21 protein-coding genes and 2 tRNA genes are annotated in these 19,279 nt (G+C 66.7%); 13 read left to right on the top strand and 10 right to left on the bottom strand.

The genetic code is table 11. The features are described from left to right. Positions 1-44: 44 nt before the first annotated feature. A complete protein-coding gene (locus ACXJJ9_RS08555) occupies positions 45-749 on the bottom strand; it encodes a pseudouridine synthase (RefSeq protein WP_457096774.1) in 705 nt (234 codons plus the stop codon). A 120-nt stretch (positions 750-869) separates the two neighbouring features. Beyond that, positions 870-1,928 carry a class I SAM-dependent methyltransferase gene (locus ACXJJ9_RS08550; protein WP_457096773.1) on the bottom strand — a complete coding sequence of 353 codons (1,059 nt, stop codon included), beginning with the start codon at positions 1,926-1,928 and terminating at the stop codon, positions 870-872. A 165-nt stretch (positions 1,929-2,093) separates the two neighbouring features. Between ACXJJ9_RS08550 and ACXJJ9_RS08545 the strand changes: the two genes are divergently transcribed. The 6 genes from ACXJJ9_RS08545 to ACXJJ9_RS08520 all read left to right on the top strand — a co-directional run bounded on the left by ACXJJ9_RS08545 (position 2,094) and on the right by ACXJJ9_RS08520 (position 7,778). Continuing rightward, positions 2,094-2,357, top strand: a complete 264-nt coding sequence (locus ACXJJ9_RS08545; protein ID WP_310055469.1) for a hypothetical protein — start codon at positions 2,094-2,096, stop codon at positions 2,355-2,357. Between the two features lie 289 nt (positions 2,358-2,646). Next, positions 2,647-4,209, top strand: a complete 1,563-nt coding sequence (locus ACXJJ9_RS08540) for a hypothetical protein (protein WP_457096772.1) — start codon at positions 2,647-2,649, stop codon at positions 4,207-4,209. A gap of 660 nt (positions 4,210-4,869) precedes the next feature. After that, a tRNA-Gln gene (locus tag ACXJJ9_RS08535) sits at positions 4,870-4,943 on the top strand. Position 4,944: 1 nt separating this feature from the next. Then, a tRNA-Leu gene (locus ACXJJ9_RS08530) sits at positions 4,945-5,012 on the top strand. 357 nt (positions 5,013-5,369) lie between these two features. Continuing rightward, complete coding sequence (locus tag ACXJJ9_RS08525; RefSeq protein ID WP_457096771.1) at positions 5,370-6,494, top strand: slipin family protein; 1,125 nt, start codon at positions 5,370-5,372, stop codon at positions 6,492-6,494. Positions 6,495-6,551: 57 nt separating this feature from the next. Beyond that, the gene (locus tag ACXJJ9_RS08520) at positions 6,552-7,778 is read left to right on the top strand and encodes an RtcB family protein (protein WP_457096770.1); all 1,227 of its coding nucleotides are present in this window, start codon (positions 6,552-6,554) and stop codon (positions 7,776-7,778) included. Between the two features lie 316 nt (positions 7,779-8,094). Here ACXJJ9_RS08520 and ACXJJ9_RS08515 read toward each other — a convergent pair whose 3' ends face one another. Then, positions 8,095-8,883 carry an NRDE family protein gene (locus ACXJJ9_RS08515; protein WP_457096769.1) on the bottom strand — a complete coding sequence of 263 codons (789 nt, stop codon included), beginning with the start codon at positions 8,881-8,883 and terminating at the stop codon, positions 8,095-8,097. 60 nt (positions 8,884-8,943) lie between these two features. On the opposite strand from ACXJJ9_RS08515, the gene ACXJJ9_RS08510 reads away from it, so the two are divergent. Next, positions 8,944-9,228 carry a DUF4031 domain-containing protein gene (locus tag ACXJJ9_RS08510; RefSeq protein WP_457096768.1) on the top strand — a complete coding sequence of 95 codons (285 nt, stop codon included), beginning with the start codon at positions 8,944-8,946 and terminating at the stop codon, positions 9,226-9,228. Positions 9,229-9,270: 42 nt separating this feature from the next. Beyond that, the gene (locus ACXJJ9_RS08505; RefSeq protein ID WP_310055452.1) at positions 9,271-9,528 is read left to right on the top strand and encodes a DUF3297 family protein; all 258 of its coding nucleotides are present in this window, start codon (positions 9,271-9,273) and stop codon (positions 9,526-9,528) included. Between the two features lie 51 nt (positions 9,529-9,579). On the opposite strand, the gene ACXJJ9_RS08500 is transcribed toward ACXJJ9_RS08505, so the two are convergent. From ACXJJ9_RS08500 to ACXJJ9_RS08490, 3 genes are all read right to left on the bottom strand, one after another. After that, positions 9,580-10,341, bottom strand: coding sequence for an ABC transporter permease (locus tag ACXJJ9_RS08500; RefSeq protein ID WP_457096767.1), 762 nt, complete (start codon positions 10,339-10,341; stop codon positions 9,580-9,582). Next, positions 10,338-11,273 carry an ABC transporter ATP-binding protein gene (locus ACXJJ9_RS08495; protein ID WP_457096944.1) on the bottom strand — a complete coding sequence of 312 codons (936 nt, stop codon included), beginning with the start codon at positions 11,271-11,273 and terminating at the stop codon, positions 10,338-10,340. Before ACXJJ9_RS08495 ends, ACXJJ9_RS08500 begins: the two co-directional genes overlap by 4 nt. A 70-nt stretch (positions 11,274-11,343) precedes the next feature. Next, positions 11,344-11,607 carry a DUF2798 domain-containing protein gene (locus ACXJJ9_RS08490; protein WP_310055446.1) on the bottom strand — a complete coding sequence of 88 codons (264 nt, stop codon included), beginning with the start codon at positions 11,605-11,607 and terminating at the stop codon, positions 11,344-11,346. Positions 11,608-11,881: 274 nt separating this feature from the next. On the opposite strand from ACXJJ9_RS08490, the gene ACXJJ9_RS08485 reads away from it, so the two are divergent. The 3 genes from ACXJJ9_RS08485 (at position 11,882) to ACXJJ9_RS08475 (ending at position 13,360) form a co-directional block, all read left to right on the top strand. Next, positions 11,882-12,190, top strand: coding sequence for an RcnB family protein (locus tag ACXJJ9_RS08485; RefSeq protein WP_457096766.1), 309 nt, complete (start codon positions 11,882-11,884; stop codon positions 12,188-12,190). Positions 12,191-12,251: 61 nt separating this feature from the next. Next, positions 12,252-12,599: an RcnB family protein gene (locus ACXJJ9_RS08480; RefSeq protein ID WP_457096765.1), complete on the top strand. Its 348-nt coding sequence runs from the start codon at positions 12,252-12,254 to the stop codon at positions 12,597-12,599. Between the two features lie 200 nt (positions 12,600-12,799). Further along, complete coding sequence (locus ACXJJ9_RS08475; protein WP_457096764.1) at positions 12,800-13,360, top strand: hypothetical protein; 561 nt, start codon at positions 12,800-12,802, stop codon at positions 13,358-13,360. Between the two features lie 75 nt (positions 13,361-13,435). Here the strand turns inward: ACXJJ9_RS08475 and ACXJJ9_RS08470 are convergent, their stop codons facing one another. The 3 genes from ACXJJ9_RS08470 to ACXJJ9_RS08460 all read right to left on the bottom strand — a co-directional run bounded on the left by ACXJJ9_RS08470 (position 13,436) and on the right by ACXJJ9_RS08460 (position 16,088). Continuing rightward, on the bottom strand, positions 13,436-13,939 hold the full coding sequence (locus tag ACXJJ9_RS08470) for a DUF1993 domain-containing protein (RefSeq protein ID WP_457096763.1): 504 nt from the start codon (positions 13,937-13,939) through the stop codon (positions 13,436-13,438). 206 nt (positions 13,940-14,145) lie between these two features. After that, the gene (locus tag ACXJJ9_RS08465; protein ID WP_457096762.1) at positions 14,146-14,649 is read right to left on the bottom strand and encodes an EF-hand domain-containing protein; all 504 of its coding nucleotides are present in this window, start codon (positions 14,647-14,649) and stop codon (positions 14,146-14,148) included. Between the two features lie 170 nt (positions 14,650-14,819). Then, positions 14,820-16,088: an aminopeptidase gene (locus ACXJJ9_RS08460; protein WP_457096761.1), complete on the bottom strand. Its 1,269-nt coding sequence runs from the start codon at positions 16,086-16,088 to the stop codon at positions 14,820-14,822. 215 nt (positions 16,089-16,303) lie between these two features. On the opposite strand from ACXJJ9_RS08460, the gene ACXJJ9_RS08455 reads away from it, so the two are divergent. After that, a complete protein-coding gene (locus tag ACXJJ9_RS08455) occupies positions 16,304-16,858 on the top strand; it encodes a DUF3016 domain-containing protein (protein ID WP_457096760.1) in 555 nt (184 codons plus the stop codon). A 66-nt stretch (positions 16,859-16,924) separates the two neighbouring features. Here ACXJJ9_RS08455 and ACXJJ9_RS08450 read toward each other — a convergent pair whose 3' ends face one another. Next, on the bottom strand, positions 16,925-18,598 hold the full coding sequence (locus ACXJJ9_RS08450) for a M28 family metallopeptidase (RefSeq protein ID WP_457096759.1): 1,674 nt from the start codon (positions 18,596-18,598) through the stop codon (positions 16,925-16,927). 285 nt (positions 18,599-18,883) lie between these two features. On the opposite strand from ACXJJ9_RS08450, the gene ACXJJ9_RS08445 reads away from it, so the two are divergent. After that, a complete protein-coding gene (locus ACXJJ9_RS08445; RefSeq protein ID WP_457096758.1) occupies positions 18,884-19,279 on the top strand; it encodes a hypothetical protein in 396 nt (131 codons plus the stop codon).

The following is a 19,279-nucleotide window of genomic DNA, read 5'->3' as shown; positions in this document are numbered from 1 at the left end:
TCGTTCATCGGCGTGATGCACGCGTGAAATGTGCAGCAACGCAGCTACGCGTTGCCGAACAGGCGCTCCCGATCCGCCTCGCCCAGGGCACGCCACTGCCCCGCCGGCAGGTCATCGAGCGCCAGCCCACCGATGCGGCTGCGATGCAGCGACAGGACGTGGTTGCCCACCGCGGCGAACATGCGCCGCACCTGGTGATAGCGGCCTTCGATGAGGGTGAGGTGGGCGAGCCGCGGTTCCACCGCTTCGAGCCGCGCGGGCGCGAGCGGCGTGTTCTCCGCCTCCAGCAACAACGTGCCGCTGGCGAACAGCGCGGCTTCGTCACCGCGCAGGTCGTTCGCCAGGGCGGCTTCGTACACCTTGGGCAGGTGCGCCTTCGGCGAGACGATGCGATGCAGCAGCGCACCGTCATCGGTCAGCAGGAGCAGGCCACTGGTATCGCGATCGAGCCGGCCCACCGTCGACAGCAGTGGCGAACGCAGGCGGAAGCGCGGAGGCAGCAGGTCGTAGACGATGCGGCCGGGGTCCTTGGTCGAGCAGGTATAGCCCACGGGTTTGTGCAGCATCAGCAGCAGGCCCGCGGGCGGATCGAGCGGCTCGCCGTCGATGCGGATGGCGTCGTGCGCGACCTGGTCGTCGGCATACAGCACTTCGCCGGCCGCATCCGTGATCATGCCGGCGCGGAACATCGCGGCGACATCCTTGCGGCTGCCGTAGCCGAGGTTGGCGATTAGTTTTATTAGTTTCATTTTTTTAGAAAGCCCGGGTATTTGTTTCTATCACCCGCGCGCGCGGCATCGAGTATGTTGCCGCGTCGTGTCAGTGGCGGGCGCCCGCGCGCGCGGCATCGACCATGTTGCCGCGTCGGGTCAATGGCGGGCGGCCTCGAACACCTTGAATCCGCGGTCCTGCGCGACCGTGCGCACGCTGGCAAACTTTTGCGCCAGGAGTTCCGCTTCGTATGGCAGGTGCCGGTTGGCGACCATCCACAGGCGGCCCCCGGGGTTCAGCGCCTGCGCCGCGACCGTGATGAAACGGCGGCCGATGTCGGGACGGTCGGCGCGGCCCTGGGCATGGAAGGGCGGGTTGCTGATGATCGTGTCGTAGCGCCTGCCCAGGCCGGTGGTGACGTCATGCCAATGGAACTCCAGCGCCACGCTTCCCGCGCGGGAGGCGAGGTTGGCGCGCGCCAGTTCGAGCGCCCGGTTTTCGGCTTCGTACAGGTCCAGCGAGGCGATGCGCGGGCAGCGCGCCAGCAACTCGTTGGCGAGGTAGCCATATCCCGCCCCCAGGTCCGCGGCGGCGCCCTGCAGGTCGCCCGGCAGGTGCGCGGCCAGCAGGGCCGACGCCGGGTCGACCCGGTCCCAGGCGAACACGCCGGGCCGGCTCAGGAAGCGGCCACCGGCGATCGCGCGCGGCGCATCCAGGCCCAGCCATGCCTCGAACAGCGCCGCATCCGCGGGTCCGTCCAGCGGCGCGGTCCAGAACACGCGGCACTTGCTCTTCGACAATTGGCCCAACGGCCCGGCGAGCCTGGCCAGGTCCGCCTCACCGGACTTGGCGCCCTCATCGTTGCGCACGCACGCCAGCACGCGCCCGCCCGGTGCCGTGCGCGCGATCGCGCGGGCATACAACGCTCGCGCCTCCTCGCGCTGGCGCGGCGGCAGGACGAGCACCAGCGGGTGGCGCGAGTCCGCATCCGCTTCCACCAGCGCCAGGCCCGAGCGCTGCAGCGCGTCGGCGTCCGGCTTGAAGCTCTGTTCGCACAGCAGGCCGGGCAACGCCGGTTGGTGCAGCGGCCAGCCATCACGGGCACGCAGGAACAGTGCCCCGCCCTCGCGCGGCCACGACAGGGAGCCGTCGGCCAGCGGAAGCAGCAGGGTTTCGAGCGCGGAATCGGGACCGTCGGCGTACACGCGCGGCTTCATCTGATAAACCAGCGCGGATTCTACAGGGCGTGTTCTACAGGGCGTGTTCTACAGGGCGTGTTCTACAGGGCGTGTTCTACCGGTGTGGCCCTCGCCGCTCCCGTTAACGCGGCACCAACATTGCCGAGGGCATGATCGAATCCGCTGTTCAATCGGGAGATCACGATGCGTGCATTATTCGTCGGTGGTTCGGTGGACAACGCCGAACTCGACCTCGATACCGATCGCCCACCTCTGCATTACCCCGAAAACACCGGCGCCGGCCAGTCGCGCTATCGCCTGCACCACGTCGGCGTGCGCGACCAGGGCGACATCGCCTACGTGGTGTACGCAGCACCCGACCTCCCCGACGAAATGGTCAGCACTGTCAGCGACGAACGCAACTACCCGCGCCGTTTCCATGCCACCCCGGCCCTGATGGCGCGCTGATTCCTACCCGCGGCACGCGCGAAACCGGCGGCGTCTGACCATTGTTGTCGGCAAGCGCGGCCGTGGATGCGGCAGATAAGGACGTGGCTAGACTGGACCAGTCCTGACTGGACCAATCCTGGAATGGGGAGCGGCAATGCGCGTGCAGGCGGCGATGCTTTCCACGGTACGTCTGGGCACCGGAGCCCTCGTTCTTGCGCTGGCCGCCTGTGGTGGCGGTGGCGGCGGATCCGGGGGCGGCATGCCCCCTCCGCCAAATCCACCCCCTCCCCCGCCCCCGCCTCCGCCGATGACCGACGCGCAGTTCCTCGTGTCCGCGCCGTCGCCCTTCACGCTCAACTGCGACGGCATGGCCGCCGCCGGAACGCTGTACCAGAACGCCGAGGTCGAGCCGTATGTCGCCGTCGACCCGGGCAACCCGGCGAACCTGATCGGTGTGTGGCAACAGGACCGCTGGTCGAACGGGTCCTCGCGCGGCCTGATGAGCGCGAGCTCGGCCGATGGCGGCCAGACGTGGACGCGCACGCCGTTGCCGGTATCGCGTTGCGGTGGCGGCACGTTCGCCAATGGCGGCGACTACGCGCGCGCCACCGATCCGTGGGTCACGTTCGCGCCCGACGGCAGCGCCTACGCGATGGGCCTGGTGACCACGGGCGGTTCGTTCGAACCCGGTTCCGTCAATGCCATGCTCGTAATGCGTTCGACCGACCGCGGCCGCAGCTGGAGCGCACCGACGACTCTCATCCAAGATGGCGAAGGCTTTTTCAACGACAAGAACACGATCACCGCCGACCCGTTCAACGCGGCCTTCGTCTACGCCACCTGGGACCGTCTGGTCGCGGGCGACGCGGGCGGACCGACTTATTTCACGCGTACCACCAACGGTGGCGCCAGCTGGGAGGCGGCGCGCGCGATCTATGACCCGGGTGCTGCGAGCCAGACCCTGGGCAATGTCATCGTGGTCGCGCCCAACGGCACGCTCGTCAACCTGTTCACCCAGATCGACCGCGTGTCCGCCACCGTTACGGCGGCGCACCTCGACGTGATCCGCTCGCCCGATCGCGGCGCGACGTGGTCGCCGCCCACGCGCATCGCCGACCTGCTGGCGGTGGGAACGCGCGACCCGCAAAGCAACATCCCGGTGCGCGATGGCTCCGACCTCGCCCAGATCGCCGTGGCGCCCAGTGGTCATCTCTTCGTCGTGTGGCAGGACGCGCGCTTCAACAACGGCACTTTCGATTCGATTGCGATCTCGCGGTCCACCGACAACGGCGTGACCTGGTCGGCGCCGTCGCGGGTGAGCGCCGCGAACGTGGCGGCGTTCACGCCCTCCGTGCACGTGCGCGCCAACGGCGATGTCGGGGTGAGCTATTACGACCTGCGCAACAACACCGCCGCGGCCAGCCTGCCGGCCGATTACTGGCTGGCGCGGTCCGGCGATGGCGGACTGACCTGGACCGAAACGCACGTGGCCACGGCCTTCGACCTGACCACGGCGCCGCAGGCGGGCGGTGCGTATTTCCTCGGCGACTACCAGGCCCTGGTCAGCCGCAGCAACGTATTCGTCCCGTTCTTCGTCAAGACCAGCAACGGCGACCTGACCAACCGCACCGATGTCTATGCCGCGCCGGCCATTACCGTCACCGCGCAGAACGTGTCGCCGGTGTTGCAGTCCGTGTTCTCCCGACGCATGCGCGCGCCCGAAATCCAGTCGCGCTCCGAACCTCCCGGCTTTCGCATCGACGCCGACCTGCGCCGCGACGTGAGCGCGCGCGTCGAACGCAACATGCGCTGGCGCGTGCCGGCATGGGGCGAGGCCACGATGCAGGCAGCACCCACATCACCGCCTTGACCAGACCTCGCGTTGCGATGGTGTGGTGACACCGGAAGAAGTCCGCCACCTGTTTCGATGACACAAGACGACCGTTCGTCGGATTGACCCTTGCAAGAAAAAAAACACGCGCGTAAGGTGCGCGACCTTCGCCATCGCGCGACATTTTTCACAACACGAACTTCCATGACGACCTTCTTCCACATCGCGAACCCGACTGCACTGCGGCCTTACGGCCACGGGCCGGCCGCGTGCGGCTTGCCGCGTGACGAACGCGCGCAGAAGGGCTTCATCCAAGACTGATCCTCGCCAGCGGAGATCGGTCACCCCGATCTCCCGAGGCAACGCGAACGCCCTCGGGTTCCCACCCGGGGGCGTTTTGTTTTTGCCGTTCGCAAAGGGACTACGAAGGCTTATCGCGATTGCATCGCGCTCCCCGAAGCATCCGGACAGTGCTGGTCCGAGGCAGGGAAAGCCGCGAAAGCGCTTCATGCGCTGTGCCTGGATGCTTCGGCACGGGCGGCAGGCGGATGCACTCGCGCACGGATTGGCGTCTTCGACGAGACGCCAATGCGGAACATCGCTCGAACGGTTCACAGCGGTACGGGTTCACACACCCGTCCGGTGCGCGCGGCGCTGCCGTGGCGTATGCCGAGGATCGGGAGAAGGTGTTTCGCGAGCGGACGATAGCTCAGAGGCAAGAGTAGCGGCACTTGATGCCGACGGTCGCCGGTTCGAATCCGGTTCGTCCACCACTGGATAGCTCAGTCGGTTAGAGCATCGGTCTTAAACACCGAGAGTCGCGGGTTCGAGTCCCGCTCCAACAACGACCTGTCAGTCGTTACAACGGGCGAAAGCCCACCAGGAAACGCCCCGTGCGGCGTTTCGCCAAACGCCGCGCCACGTGTGCGGCGTGCAACGGAACACCGCAGCGGTGAAGTCGCCGGGCCTGCGCCCTCGAGGCAAGCCGGCGATCGCTGGAAACGTGGGACGGCAGCCGCATCGCCGTCCCTGCGAAGAACGCGATCGTCGCCTTGCGGACAGCGCGCAACGCTCCGCGGCTTCGGCGTCAGGGGCGCTTCCACCTATTCCTTTCCACTTCCCGTGAAGTGGATCCGCGAGAACCGATTCATCGCGCCCCAAGCGAATCGGACCATCAGAGCCAACAAGGAGAATTTCCAATGTTCTGGACCAAGAGGGTCGTGATTGGTGACGGCGAGCGCGGCCTGGTGTACCGCAACCGTCAATTCGCAGGCGTGCTGGCGCCGGGCGTGTACCGCTGGTTCGACCCGCTCACGCGCGTCGAAGTGAATGTGCACAACATCGCCAGGCCCGAGTACAGCGGCAGCGATGCCGATGTGCTGATCGCCACGCTGGGCGGCAAGCTCGACGAGACGTTCGTGCTCGCCAACCTCGGCATGGACGAAGTCGGTCTCGTGCTGAAGAACGGCAAGCTCGAGGATGTGCTCGCCCCGGGTACGCGCAAGCTGTACTGGAAGGGCCTCGTGCCGGTCCAGGTGCAGGCGGTGTCGCTCGCGAACGGCCTCGAGGTCGAGGCCGGCGTGGTCAAGCGCCTGCGCCAGCTCAATGTGCTCGAGCGCATCACCGTGTCGTTGATCGTGCCCGAGGAGAACGCCGGCCTGCTGTTCATCGACGGCAAGCTGGTACGCACGCTCGCCCCGGGCGCCTACGCCTTCTGGAACTTCCAGAAGAACGTGGGTGTCGAGCTGGTCGAGTTGCGCGTGCAGTCCATGGAAGTCTCGGGCCAGGAGCTGTTGACCCGCGACAAGGTGAGCCTGCGCGTGAACCTCGCCGCGAGCATCCGCGTCGCCGATCCGGTGGCCGCGCGTACCAAGGTCGCCAAGTACGGCGACTACGTGTACCGCGAGCTGCAGTACGGCCTGCGCAAGGCGATCGCCGCCAAGACGCTGGACGAACTGCTCGGCGACAAGGCCTCGCTCGACGCCGACATCTTCGGCTACGTGCGCGGCAGCGTGGTGCAGCTGGGCATCGAGGTGCTCGGCGTCGGCGTCAAGGACGTGATCCTGCCGGGCGAGATGAAGGACATCCTCAACAGCGTCGTGCAGGCGGAGAAGGCGGCCCAGGCCAACGTCATCCGTCGCCGCGAGGAGGCGAACGCCACGCGTTCGCTGCTCAACACGGCCAAGCTCATCGAGGAGAGTCCGGTGCTCATGCGTTTGAAGGAGCTGGAGGCTCTGGAGAAGGTGACCGAGAAGATCGACAAGTTGACCGTGTTCGGCGGCCTGGACGGCGTCATGAAGCACCTGGTCAGCCTGAAGCAGTAATCTCCACGCGACGGGACGGATCGCGTCGCGTGGAATCTTTCAATGAAGGGATTCCCCATGAACACGCAACACAACCACTACGAGTTCCTCCACGCCGAGGGCGCCACCACGCCGATCAAGGGCTGGGTGCATGGCGTGCCTGTCGAGGACAAGGCGCGGCAGCAGCTGCGCAACATCGCCACCCTGCCGTTCGTCGGCCCGTGGGTCGCGGTGATGCCCGACGTCCACCTTGGCATCGGCGCCACCGTCGGTTCGGTCGTGCCGACCAAGGGCGCGATCATCCCGGCCGCGGTCGGCGTCGACATCGGCTGCGGCATGGCCGCGGTGCGGACCACGCTGCACGCCAACGAGCTGCCCGACGACCTGGCGCTGCTGCGCAATTCCATCGAACGCAGCATCCCGGTCGGCAACGGCCCGGGCGGCGACCACCGTCGCATTCCCGACAGCGTCGAGACGAAACTGGCGCAGTCGGACCTGATGGCGCGGCTCGCGGTGATCCGCGACAAGCACCCGAAGATCCGTCCGGACAAGGTCGACAAGCAGATCGGCACGCTCGGCGGCGGCAACCACTTCATCGAGATCTGCCTCGACGAGGCGGACCGCGTGTGGGTGATGCTGCACTCGGGTTCGCGCGGCACCGGCAACATGGTCGGCACGTACTTCATCGAGCTGGCGCGTCGCCAGCTGGAGAAGCGCGTGCTCGGCTTCCACCTGCCGGACCGGGACCTCGCGTTCTTCCTCGAAGGCGAGGCGCTGTTCGGCGAGTACGTCGAGGCGGTGTCGTGGGCGCAGGACTACGCGCGGGCCAACCGCGAGGCGATGATGGCGCGGGTGCTGCATGAGATGCGCCATCGCCTGCCGAAGTTCCAGCTGGACAAGGAAGCGGTGAATTGCCACCACAACTACGTCCAGCGCGAGGATCACTTCGGCGAATCGCTGCTGGTCACGCGCAAGGGTGCGGTCAGCGCACGCGAGGGCGAGCTCGGCATCATTCCGGGCAGCATGGGCACGCGTAGCTACATAGTGCGCGGCAGGGGCGACGCCGACAGCTTCCACAGCTGCAGCCACGGAGCCGGCCGCGTGATGAGCCGTACCGCCGCGCGGGCGCAGATCACCCTGAAGCAGCACCGCGAGGCCACCGCGCATGTCGAATGCCGCAAGGACGCGGGGGTGATCGACGAATCACCGGCCGCCTACAAGGACATCGACGCGGTGATGGCGGCGCAAAGCGACCTGGTCGAAGTCGTGCACACGCTGCGCCAGGTGGTGTGCATCAAGGGATGAGGCCCTCTCCCCGCTTGCGGGGAGAGGGTGCCCCGACGGGGCGGATGAGGGGGAGCGAGCGCAGCGAGCTGCTTTGCTCTTCTGGTTCTCGCCAAAACAAGAGCAGCTCGCTGCGCTCGCTTCCCCTCTTCTGCCCTTCGGGCATCTTCTCCCCGCAAGCGGGGAGAAGAATTCACGTTCCTCCTCTTCTGCCCTTCGGGCATCTTCTCCCCGCAAGCGGGGAGAAGAATTCACGTTCCCGCTCACTCCCCTAAAGGTGCTTCCTTCGGGGCGTCTGCCTTTCGGGCAGCTTCTCCCCGCAAGCGGGGAGAAGAATTCAACCGAGGCGGGGCAGCGCGGCGAAACTGTCACCCTGCGGCACGCCATCCGGCCCGAAACGGCGCTCGGCGAAGACGATCGCATCCGCCCCGACCAGGACGATGGTGCTGCAACGCGTGCCGTAGCGTTCCCCGCGCACGAACGGCGGCGACAACCAGCGCTCCATGTCCAGGCCCACGCCGGTGTCCGGTAATGCCGCGTCGGGCGCCGGCAGGGTATCGGCCAACGCGACAAACAGCGGCTCCAGCGCCGCCGCATCCACTTCATGCGAAGACACCGGTGAATCCAGCCAGGCCCGCAAGGCCCGCGTGGCATGGCCGCTCTTGGGCCAGGGCGCATCGAACGCGCCGTTGGACATCGCATGCACGCCCGGCGACACCACACCCGACCCGGCTTCGGGATGGTTGGTGGCGAACATCAGCGCGTCGCCATCCCAGCACAGCAGGTTGTAGCGGCCGTGTTCCTTGGCGATCGGCGCCAGCCGCGCGGCGTAGGACGCCGCACCTTCGTCGCCGCGGGCGAAATCGCGCACCAGCGCACCGCGCGATCGCGGTGCGGTTTCCGGATTGCGCCCCACGCGCACGTTCGTCACCGCCGCCAGGCGCCCGCGCGTGGACACCTGCAACCAGCTGCCACCCGCCTCCAGGTCGCGGCCGCCATAGACATCCGGCTGCTCCGGATCGGGTGCCGCGGCCGATGCAGGGCGCGCATGCAATTCATCGCGGTTGGCGATGAGGGCGAGCGCATAACGCGGATGCTGCTGCCAGGCGGCGGCGATCAGGCACATGTGCGCATGATAGGCGCCTTCACGCCTGCAATCGCGCGCGCAATGGGACACACTGCGCGCATGACCGTGTATGTCGACGACGCCGTGCATGCCTGGCGTGGCGAGCGCTGGGCGCACCTGATGGCGGAGACGCTGGAGGAACTCCACGCCATGGCGGCCCGTCTCGGCATCCCGCGCCGCGCCTTCCAGAACAAGAGCAGCGGCGCGCACTACGACGTCACCACGGCGTTGCGCGCGCAGGCCATCGCCCTCGGCGCTGTCGCGATATCGCGCCACCACGACCGCGCGCAGGTGAAGGCGGTGATCGCCCGCGCCAAGGCGCAGGGCAATGGCGAGGCACCCTAGTTACAATGCCGGCCGCACCGCCTCCTTGAACCGAGCACGATCATGTCCGAGACGCCCCCCGACCACCTCTCCAACGACCCGCGCAGCAAGTTCTACGACGAAGCCGTGCTCGAACGCGGCATCGGCATCCGTTTCAACGGGGTCGAACGCCACAACGTCGAGGAGTACTGCATCAGCGAGGGCTGGGTCCGCCTGCCGGTGGGCAAAGCGCTGGATCGCCGCGGCCAGCCGATGACGATGAAGATGAATGGCACGGTCGAGGCCTGGTTTCTCACTCCGGCTGGTGAAACGAAAGAATGAACGAGGGCGGGCGCGGGCCCGCCTTTGTTTTGCGGGAACCGCACCCGCAATTCACGCCTTGAGCTTGTACCCGGTACGGAAGATCCAGGCGATCAGGGTCATGCACAGCGCCAGGAAGCCCAGGATCGCCGCCGTGCTCACCACGACGTTGACGTCGCTGACCCCGTAGAAGCTCCATCGCATGCCGCTGATCAGGTACACCACCGGGTTGAACAGCGCGACCTTCTGCCACAACGGCGGCAGCATGCTGATCGAGTAGAACGCGCCGCCGAGGAAGGTCAGCGGGGTCAGGATGAGCAACGGAATCACCTGCAGCTTCTGGAAGCTGTCCGCCCACACGCCGACGATGAAGCCGAACAGGCTGAAACTCAGCGCCGTCAGCACCAGGAAGCAGCCCATCCAGAACGGATGCACGATTGCGTAAGGCACGAAGAAACGCGCGGTGACCAGGATCAGCGTGCCCAGCATCAGCGACTTGGTCGCCGCCGCGCCAACGTAGCCCAGCAGGATCTCGCTGGTGGACACCGGCGCCGACAGCAGTTCGTAAATCGTGCCCGACCACTTGGGCAGGTAGATGCCGAACGAGGCATTGGAGACGCTCTCGTTGAGCAGGGAGAGCATCACCAGGCCCGGGATGATGAAGGCGCCATAGCCGACGCCGTCGACATGGCCCATGCGCGAACCGATCGCCGCACCAAACACGATGAAGTACAGCGACGTCGACAACACCGGCGACAGGATCGACTCCATCAGCGTGCGGAAGGTGCGCGCCATCTCGAAGCGGTAGATCGCACGGATCGCGTGCACGTTCATGCGCGCCCCCCGTTGCGGTGCACCAGGCTGACGAAGATCTCCTCCAGCGAACTCTCGCTGGAATGCAGGTCCTTGAAGTCGATGCCGTGCTCGTTCAGGCGCCGCAACAGCGTGGCGATGCCGGTCTGTTCCTGCTGGGTGTCGAAGGTGTACACGAGCGCATGGCCTTCGCCGGCGATTTCCAGGTTGAAGCCGGCGAGCCCGTCGGGCAACACGGCCAGGGGTTCCTGCAGCTGCAAGGTCAGCTGTTTCTTGCCGAGTTTGCGCATCAGCACGTGCTTGTCCTCGACCACGATCAGCTCGCCGTTGCTGATGACGCCGATGCGGTCGGCCATCTCCTCGGCTTCCTCGATGTAGTGCGTGGTCAGGATGATGGTGACGCCGGCTTCGCGGAGCCTGCGCACCATCTGCCACATGTCGCGGCGCAGCTCGACATCGACACCGGCGGTGGGTTCGTCGAGGAACAGGATCTGCGGCTCGTGCGCCAGCGCCTTGGCGATAAGCACGCGCCGCTTCATGCCGCCGGACAGCGCCATGATCTTGCTGTCCTTCTTTTCCCACAGCGACAGGTCGCGCAGGACTTTTTCGAGATGGGCCGGATCCGGCGCCTTGCCGAACAGGCCGCGGCTGAAGCTCACCGTCGCCCACACCGTCTCGAAAGCGTCGGTGGACAGCTCCTGCGGCACCAGTCCGATCTTCGCCCGCGCCGCGCGGTACTCGCGCACGATGTCGTGCCCGCCGGCGAGGACGGTACCCGTGCTCGCATTGACGATGCCGCACACGATGCTGATCAGCGTGGTCTTGCCGGCGCCATTGGGCCCGAGCAGGGCGAAGATCTCGCCGCGACGGATGTCGAGGTCGACGTGCTTGAGCGCGACGTGGCCGGACGCATAGGTCTTGCTCACGTCGCGGACGGAGATGACGGCATCCACGCGAGGTACTTCCACCGGGGCAACCGGCTGATCGTAATCGACGCGCGGTGCGGGGCCGTGGGCCATGGGCTCAGCCGAGTTCGCCGAGGCTGCGGGCGGACGCCGCCGGCGCAACGCCCGTGAGCCGCGCCAGCCCCCCGCGCACCAGCGGCACGGTGATCCACGCCACCGGCAAGGCAACGGCGAAGGCGAGGCCCCAGTTGTTCAACCACACCTGCAGCAGGCCGGGCTCGAAGCCGTGGTGGAAGGCGGACATGGCGAAGCTGATCGTGGCGGACATCACCGTGACCATGGAGGGGACAAAAGCGAACTGGGCCTGGCGCGGCGTGAGCATGGCGGGCGTCTCGGCGGGGGATGCAGCTAGGCTAGTGGCTGCAGCGGGCGCTGATAAGCCGTCGCGCGAGGGAAGAATCATCCCGGTCACGGGGCAATCGGCCAGGTCCGCGGGGCTACGCCCGCGCCAATGCCTGCATGAATGCGGGCCAACCCCATGGCGCGCAAAACGGCGATGGCGGTCAAGTTTCCCGAACTTCGGGCTATGACCCGCCCCACCTCGCCATAACGGCCACCTAACATCGCGCCACGGAAACCATCACTCGGGGGAAAACATGAAACGACTGCTACTGGTTGCTTCGCTCGCGCTGTTGTCGCTGTCTTCGGTGGCCTTCGCCAAGGGCCACGGCAAGGGCCACGGTGGTGACCACGGCGATCATCCGCCGGGCAACCATTACGGCTGGCACAAGGGTGAACACATCGACGTGGTCTACCTGCAGCCGCGGTACTACGTCGAGGACTACCGCGTGGTCCACCTCGCACCGCCGCCGCCGGGCCATCGCTGGATCCGTCATCCCGACGGGCGCTACATCCTGGTCGCCGTGGCGACCGGCATCATCGCCGACATCCTGCTGAACCACTGATCCGCTGATCCTCCGTGCGATGCCGACCGGCATCGCACGCTCCGCAAAAGGAAGGACCCCAATGAGACGCCTGCTCCTGGCCGCCTCGCTCGCATCGCTGCTGCTCACCACCTCGGTGGCACTGGCCGACGGGCACCATCATCGTGGTGGCGACCGCCACCATCACGACCACGATGACGACGATGACGACGACGATGGCTACCGGTACAAGCACCGGCACCGCGACTACCACCGCGGCGAGCGCATCGAAGTCGTGTACATGGAACCGCGTTACTACGTCGAGGATTACCGCGACTACGAACTGCGCGAGCCGCCTCGCGGCCATCGCTGGGTGCGTACCGAAGACGGCCGCTTCATCCTCGTCGCCGTGGCCACCGGCATCATCGCTGACATCCTGCTGCACCACTGAGCGGCACAACGCAAAGAACAGAAGCCCCGTGAATGCGGGGCTTCTGCTTTTCACCGGCATGCATTGGTGCTGCGCGCGTCGGCCTTGAGAGGCGTTGCCGCGAGCGCGTATATCCCCCGGTCGGGGGAACACGGCGTCGCGCGGCGGGTTTCGCACGACAATGCGCGGCGAGGGAGCCTCCACCTACCAGGAGTCCCACCATGTCCAGATCGATAGTGGCGCTCGCCGCGCTGGCCGCCGCGATCAGCGCATTTGCGGCTGCGGCCGCGACGGCCGACAAGGCCACCGCCGCCGATCAGAAGCTGATCAAGAGCGCGATGCAGGCCGCGCCCGCCAAGGTGTCAGCCAATGCCACCATCGTCGAGATGGGGAAAGACGGCATGCGCACCGTGCGCGCCGGCAGCAACGGTTTCACCTGCATTGCCGACAATCCCGTTACCCCCGGCCCCGATCCCATGTGCATGGATGCGGCCGCCATGGAATGGGCAAACGCGTGGGTGGGACACAAGGAGCCGGCCGCCGGCAAGATCGGTTTCATGTACATGCTGGCGGGCGGGACCGATGCCAGCAACACCGATCCGTATGCCGATAAGCCCAGCGCGAACAACCATTGGGTCAAGACCGGCTCGCACGTGATGATCGTGGGCGCCGAGCCGGCGTTCTACGACATGTATCCGAAAGATGCCGATCCGGATACGTCGGTGCCCTACGTGATGTGGCCCGGCACGCCGTACCAGCACCTGATGATCCCGGTGAAGTGACGCCCGCAGTGACGGGCGTTTAGTGCGCTTGTCCCCGCCGTCGCCGGCCGTGGCCGGCGACGAGGCGCGCCGGCTTCAACCGCCGAGGAAATCCGTCTTGCCGATGCCCACGCCGTTCCGGCGCAGCAGGTTGTAGGCGGTGGCGGCGTGGAAGTAGAGGTTGGGCAGCACATAGGTGAGCAGGTAGCCCTGCCCATCGAACTTGAGTTCGCCGGCACGGGTCTTGAACGACACCGCACGGGTCTCGCTGCCTTCGAACTGTGCCGGGGTAAAGCCCTCAAGGTGCGCAATCGCGCCGGCGATGCGTGCATGCAGTTGTTCGAAGGTGGTTTCGTTGTCCTCGACGCTGCGTGGCTCTACCCCCGCCAGGCGCGAGGCGCCGCGCGTGGCCATGTCAGTGGCGATCTGCACCTGCCGCACCAGCGGCAGCATGTCGAAGATCAGGCGCGACTGCAGCAGCGTGTCCGGATCCGCGCCCTTGTCGCGCGCGTGCGCTTCGCCCTTGGCGAGGACCTGGTCGAGGTTGCGCAGGGCGCGCACGAACACGGGAACGGAAGCGTCGTACATGGACAGGGACATGGCGGTCACCGGATGGAGGAAGGAGCGAAGGTTACCGCTTCGCCCCGTTCACGATTAGACCGGAAATCCGGGACGCCCCATCCCATGGACGGGCCGCGGCCGGCATCGGCTGCACCGGAATCTCGCGCGCAGGCGGTTCCGGTGCAGGCGATTCGGGTCTGGCGGCGTGGCCAGCACGAGGGGTATTCCACATCCTGCAGTCGCGCTTATGGCGTTTTGTCCGACTTCATCCTGGTGGCATGGCCCGCTGCCATTTCCTCACGCGAAAGACTGCCATTCCCGTCGGTATCCATTTCCGAGAACATCTTCTTCGCGCCGGCGTCGTGCTCGGCCGCGGACAGCATGCCGTCGCCATTGGTGTCCATCTTCGCGATCTTCTCCGCCGACGACATCTCGCCATGACTCGGCGCGTCCATCGCGGCGTCGTTCATGGTCTTGACCTCCTTGGTCTTGGCGGTTGCCTTCATATGCCGCGCGTCCATTTCCTGGGCGGTGACGTTGCCGTCGCCATTGGCGTCCATTTCGCCAAACATCTTCGTCACGGCCGCGGCGTGTTCCTGTGCCGATATCTTGCCGTCGTTGTTGCTGTCCATCATCTTGAACATGTCGCCGCCCTCGTGATGGGCGATGGCCGCCGTGGCGACACCGCACAGCAGCACGGTGGCGGCGGTGCGGATCGTCATCGACCGGCGTTGTTTCATATTGTTCATGCGCATTCTCCGTGGTCGCGCACCAGGCGCGAGGAAATCCCCGCGCGGAGCATGCCCGCGGTGGAGTGAGCGCCCTGTCATCGCAGGCGTCGCGTTGCGCGCATCAAACTGAATGCGCCCAAAAAGAGCCCCGCGACCGCGGGGCTCTGGAATTCCGGCGCAATGACAGATCAAAGCTTCAGCGAGCCGCTCTCGACGATCGGCTTGCCATCGAGCGTCACCGTGCTGCCGGGCAGGAACAACACGAGGCCATAGGGCACCGAGTTGTTGCCGCCGGCCCAGACGTTGACACCGGTGCCGACGGTTACCGAGCCGGCTGGAACCCAGGTGCCGATAGCACTGGTGGCGGCCAGCTTCACGTTCGGATTGATGCCGAAGTCGACGAAGCCCAGATCGTTCTTGCGCGCGTCGTCGACGGCGTCGTATTCGGCCTTGAGGTCGGCATAACCCGGGCCCTCGCCGGTCATCGCTGTCACCTTGCCGCCGCTGACCGTCAGCGTGAGGTTGTTGACTTCCTTGCCGCGGAAGTAGGTGCGCGATTGCACGACCTTGCCTTCGGCGCTGCCGGCGACGGGAGTGGAATAGACCTCGCCGGCGGGCAGGTAGGTCGATGCCGCAGCGGCACCGGCCTTCATGTCCTCGGCTGAGGCCACGCCATCGTTCACCAGGACCGGCCGGCCCTTCAGGCTCAACTTCAGGTCGGTGCCATTCGGATTGGTGATATGCACTTCGTTGCCGGCCGCAAGCGCCGTCTTGACCTGGGCCCCACGCGTCTGCAGTTCGCTGTAGTCGAGGTTGACGCCGCTCCAGAACGTCTTCGCCAGTTCGTCCTCGCTCATGCCGTAGCGTTCAGCGCGCCACGAGGTGGGATACAGGTTGTTGCCGAGTTCGACCGTGCGCACGTTGCGGAGGAATTTCTGCATCACCGGCTCGTCGGCCTTGCCGCGCGCGGCACTGCGCTTGGGGTCGGCGCCTTCGAACAGGTTTTCGGTCGTGTTGTTGGCCAGGGCGATGTTCACGTTGACCATATCGGCCAGCTTGCTGCCCACCGCGTCCATCTGCGTGTCGTACTTCTCCGGCACATCGAAGAACATGCGCTTGGCGAGGCGGTCGCTGCTGTAGGTCACCAGCGGGAAGGCGCCCACCTTGCGCACGTTGACCGCCAGGTCCTCCATCAGCTCCGCATCGCTCGGGCGGCCGCTGATGAGTACGATCTCGCCCTCCTTCACTGCGGCGCTCTGGGTGACCACGCGCTGGGCGAGCTGTTCGAGATCGGTGTAGGCCGTCTTCGCCGGTTCGGCGGCGGGCGTGGCCGGCGCAGTGGCCGGCGTGGCGGTGGCGGCAGGCGCATTGGCTTCGGGCGATTGCGAACGTTGGCAGGAAGCGAGTGCGGCAACGACAGCCAGCGCGAGCGCGGTCGCGAGGAATGGAGGTTTCATGGCACGGGTTCCAGAGGCCCGGACGGGCGGAGCAATCGGGGGAACGCGCCGCTGCTGCGCTAACGGCCACCACCGGTCGGGAGAGTGCCGCGCGTGGCCCGCATGGGTTCCGATGATCTCCTCACCCGATCGGGGGAGGCGAGGCGTGCGCGTTGCGGCACGGTTGGGCAGGGCGGGTGGACAATGAATCCGGTCCCGCTACGACGAGGTGCATCGTGCAAGGTCGAATCGTCCTCACCCTGGCATGCCTGCTGGCCGCGGCCGGCGCCTCGGCGCGGATCAGCAACGTCACGGATCCCGATGCCCCCCGCAGCCTGCCGGCGCAGGGCCCGGTCAGCGTGCAATGGGAAGATCCTGCCCAGTTCTCCGAGATCCGCTACAGCCACAACCCCAGCGAGTCGCGCCGCGGCCACTGGGTGGAGCAGCTGGCGAGCTACCTGCGCGAACAGGCGCAGGCGCGCCTGCCGGCGGGCGAACGCCTCGAGGTCGTCATCACCGACATCGATCGCGCCGGCGATTTCGAGCCGCAACGCAGCATCAACCTCCAGGACACGCGGGTCATCCGCGAGCTCTACCCGCCGCGAATCGAACTGCGCTTCCGCCGCCTCGATGCCGGCGGCGGCGTGATCGCCGAAGGCGAATGCAAGCTCACCAACAGCGCCTTCCTGCATACCGGCCGGCCCGACAGCGATGCGCTGCGATACGAGGAAGACCTGATCGACACCTGGGTGAAGCGCGAGCTGCCGGCACCCGCCCGCGCCGGATCGTGATCCCCTGAAACACGAAGCCCCGCATTGCGCGGGGCTTCGTGGCGTTGGCGTTGGCCGTACGCGGGATTACTTGCGGTCCGCCGCACTCGCATCGCGCGCAGCGCGGAACTCCGAGTCCTGCGCCCAGTTCGGCCACTGCGTCGAATTGGCGAGGTCGCTGCCCAGCGTGTAGAGGACCTGCAGGTCGCGCGCCATGCCGGTGAACGGCCAGCTCGCTTCCCATTCGTCGGCCGGCTGGTGGTAGCGGTCGCGGGTGTAGCTCTCGCTCCACGCCTTGCTGGCGGCAACGCCACCCTCGATGCGGTCGTCGCCCGAACCGTACGAGATCGCCGGCACGCCGCGCTTGGCGAACGGGAAATGGTCGGAGCGGAAGAAGTGGCCGGCTTCCGGCTTCGGGTCCGGCGAGTACGTCATGTTCCACTTCGCCGCCGTGGCGACCAACTGGTCGATCAGATCGAGCTTGGCACTGCCGGAGATGTTGAAGTCGCGCGCCGGTCCGTGCGGATCGAGCGCGTCCATGTTGATCACGCCCACGGTCTTGGCGAGCGGATACAGCGGCTTGGACGAGTAGTACTCCGAACCGAGCAGGCCCTTCTCTTCCGCGGTGACGTTGAGGAACACCAGCGAGCGCTCGGGCTTGTTCTTCGCATGCGCGAAGGCGCGACCCAGTTCGATCAGCGCGGCGGTACCGGTGGCGTTGTCGACCGCGCCGTTGTAGATGCGGTCGCCCTTGGCATCGGGCTGGCCGACGCCGAGGTGGTCCCAGTGCGCGCTGTAGATCACGGTCTCGTCGGGACGCTTGCTGCCGTCGAGGCGGCCGACCACGTTCTGCGACGTGATCACCTTCGAATCGACGTCGTAGTCCGCGCTGAAGTTCGCGCCCTTGAGTTCGACCGGCTTGAAGTCGCGCGTCTGCGCCTGCTTCTTCAGCGCGTCGAAGTCGAGGCCCGCCTGCTTGAACAGGCTCACGGCGAAGTCGCGCTGGATCCAGCCTTCCAGCGGCGCGTGCGCCGCGCGCGGATCGTCGCGCACCACGTCGAACATGGTGTTGGTGTTGGAGTTCTTGACGGTGGCCCAGCCGTACGACGCCGGATCGGTCTCGTGCACGATCAGCAGGCCCGCGGCGCCCTGGCGCGCGGCTTCCTCGTACTTGTAGGTCCAGCGGCCGTAATAGGTCATCGCCTTGCCGCCGAAGTCGCCCTGCCCGGTTTCGAAGTCGGGATCGTTGATCAGGGCGACGATGATCTTGCCCTTGACGTCCATGCCCTTGAAGTCGTCCCAGTTACGTTCCGGCGCCTTGACGCCGTAGCCGACGAACACCAGCGGCGCATCCTTGATGGTGACGTGCTTGTCGCCGTTAAGCGCGGCGCGCACGGCGATCTGCTCGCCCTGCGTCAGCGCCTGGGCCTTGCCGCCCTCGCTCATCGACAGCATCGGCGTACCGGTGATCTCAGCGCGCAGCAGCGGCACGGCCTGGGTCCAGGTGCGCTTGCCGTCCTTGATGTCGCCGCCGGGCTGCAGGCCCGCGGCCTGCATCTGCACGGAGACGTAGGCGACGGTCTTGGCTTCGCCAGCGGTGGCCGGACCGCGGCCTTCAAACTCGTCCGAGGACAGCACCTTCACTTCTTCCGACAGGCGCTTGGGATCGAACGTCGGTGCCTTCGGGGTGGCGGCCAGCGCCGGCTGCAGGGCGAGGGCAATGGAAACGGACAGCAGGGAAACGGCGAGCGATTTGTTCATTCGGCACCTGGAAGGAACGCTGGCTGGCAGCGGGCGAGCGGTAGCAGGCGATGGTAGCAGCGGGACTCCGCCGGCGAAGCGATGACTGAAGGCATACCCGTGTCGCCTGATGCGGCATGGTTTTTCGTGCCCGTCGTCACGGCGCCATCGCACGCCGCACACGCCGGCACCACCTGGTTGAGGCGTTGCCGAATGCACTGCGATGGCTGAATGGTTTTCACGGCGCATTAGTACCCGCGCGCCTAGGCTGCATGCATGGCCCGGCGGGCTCGATGGAGAAGGACGATGCGCAGACCCCTGTTCGTTGTCGCCATCGCTACGCTCCTGCTGCCCTCCGTATTGGCCGCACAGCAGCCGGAGGCAGACAGCAAGGAGGCTGCGCACGTTGCCGAGCCGCAGGCCACCCCGGCCGCGACGCCAGGCAACCACGCATCATCCCGAAGCCTGATGCGCATGGTGATGGGCGCGCTGATCCAGTCCGCTGAGCAGCAATCCACCAGCAAACAGGCCGCCAGCCAGCTCGATTCCGGCAAGCGCGATCTCGGCAAACACGATTCCGGCAAACGCGATCCCGGCAAGCACGCTTCCGGCAAGCACGATCCCGGCGTCAGCGCCAAGGCGGATCCGGCGGCACGGACGGAGGCCGCCGTCGAGCAGATCGCGGTGCGGTCCGAACCCTAG

The organism is Lysobacter sp. P5_B9 (assembly GCF_054049835.1).
The sequence above is the reverse complement of the archived record's forward strand: the minus strand, read 5'-3'. Positions and strand labels throughout refer to the sequence as shown.